This is a genomic window from Nitratidesulfovibrio liaohensis (assembly GCF_011682075.1).
In the GTDB taxonomy this organism is placed as follows: domain Bacteria; phylum Desulfobacterota; class Desulfovibrionia; order Desulfovibrionales; family Desulfovibrionaceae; genus Cupidesulfovibrio; species Cupidesulfovibrio liaohensis.
The window spans coordinates 1-1,534 of the sequence record NZ_VSMK01000522.1 but is presented as its reverse complement, the minus strand read 5'-3'; the positions used below and the strand labels follow the sequence as shown (position 1 = coordinate 1,534).

Below are 1,534 nucleotides of genomic sequence, written 5' to 3'. Positions count from 1 at the left end.
AGCACGGGCTGCACGCCCGTATTGCGCAGGGCGGATCCCGCGAACACCGGCACCGCCCGGCGGGCCAGGGTGGCCCGGCGCAACGCGGCGCGGATGACTTGCGGGTCCATGTCGCCGCCGCCCAGATACACGTCGATGAAGGTATCGTCGGCCTCGGCCAGGGTTTCCAGCATCCTGTCACGCCATGCGGCGGCAGCGGTCAGCAGCGCCGGGGCGGGGGCGTCCGGCAGGGAGGCCACCTGATCCACCGGGGTACGGGAATATTCACGACCCTGAGTGGACTGGTCGAACGAAAGATATTCCATGGTCACCAGGTCCAGCAGCCCCTCGAAGTCTTCGCCCTCGCCCACCGGGGCCATCACCGGCACCACCACCGCGCCCAGGCGGGTGCGCATGGCTTCCAGCACCGCGCCGAAGTCCGCTCCGGCCCGGTCCATCTTGTTGACGAAGGCCAGTTTGGGCACGCCGAACTTCTCGGACTGTCGCCACACCGTCTCCGACTGCGGCTCCACCCCGCCCACGGCGCAGAATACGCCCACCGCACCGTCCAGCACGCGCAGCGACCGTTCGACCTCTATGGTGAAATCCACGTGGCCGGGGGTGTCGATGATGTTCACGGTGTGGCCGCTCCACGCGCAGGTGGTGCAGGCCGAGGCGATGGTGATGCCGCGTTCCTGCTCCTCGGGCATGAAGTCCATGGTGGCGGTGCCGTCGTGCACCTCGCCCATCCGATGGATGCGGTCGGTATAGTACAGGATGCGCTCGGTGAGGGTGGTCTTGCCCGCGTCGATGTGCGCGATGATGCCGATGTTGCGCAGCGGTGCCGCCTTTTCGCGGGGATGGGGGCGTTTGCCGCCGGTGGCTGCGTGAGACATGGAGAGCTCCGGGGATTGGCGTGCGTGGAAATGAGGAACCGGAGAACGGGACGAGCGAAGGCACAGCGGGTGCCGCCCAAGGCGATCAGGAACGGTCAGGGCAGGCCCGAGGAGCCGGGCGAGACGGAAGCGGCCAGCAGGGCCACGGCACGACGCGCAAACCAGGCCGGGGAAAGTCCGGGGTGCATCCAACACCATTCATGGCCCGGTCCCAGCACAAGAGCGGCATGGTTCAGCCAGGCCGATGCATGCGCCGGGGCGCAGGCGACTGCGGACAAGGGGGCAAGCGGCGCGGAAGATGCGGCACAGGCCGTGGACTGAGGCAGGGCCGGGACATCCATGAAGGTGGCGTCCGGGTGGGCGGCGCGCAGGGCAGCACCATCAGGACAATCGAATTCGTCGATAGCATCACCCCGCGATGCAATGCCGATGGTCGGTGTGGGGGCATTGCGCCAAACGGGCACGCCGTGCGCGCGGGCCAGAACGGACACCTGGTCGGAATGGTCCCCGAGCAGCAGCAGGCGGCCCCCGGTCCCCGTTGTCCCGCCCGCCCCGACGCCAGCTGCCAACGTCTCCAGCAGCGCAGGCAGTGCCTCGGGCGCAACGTCGGCAACCACCTCTTGCCCGGCCAGTTCCAGCGCGGCCAGCACGGGCGCGGG

1 protein-coding gene and 1 pseudogene are annotated in these 1,534 nt (G+C 69.0%); both read right to left on the bottom strand.

The window, feature by feature from the left end; translation table 11 throughout:
* Positions 1-875 (bottom strand): GTP-binding protein (locus tag FVW27_RS15210; protein ID WP_167126700.1); only part of this gene is annotated, 875 nt, incomplete at its 3' end.
* Between the two features lie 95 nt (positions 876-970).
* A pseudogene (locus FVW27_RS15205) lies at positions 971-1,534 on the bottom strand (hypothetical protein); the annotation flags it as partial.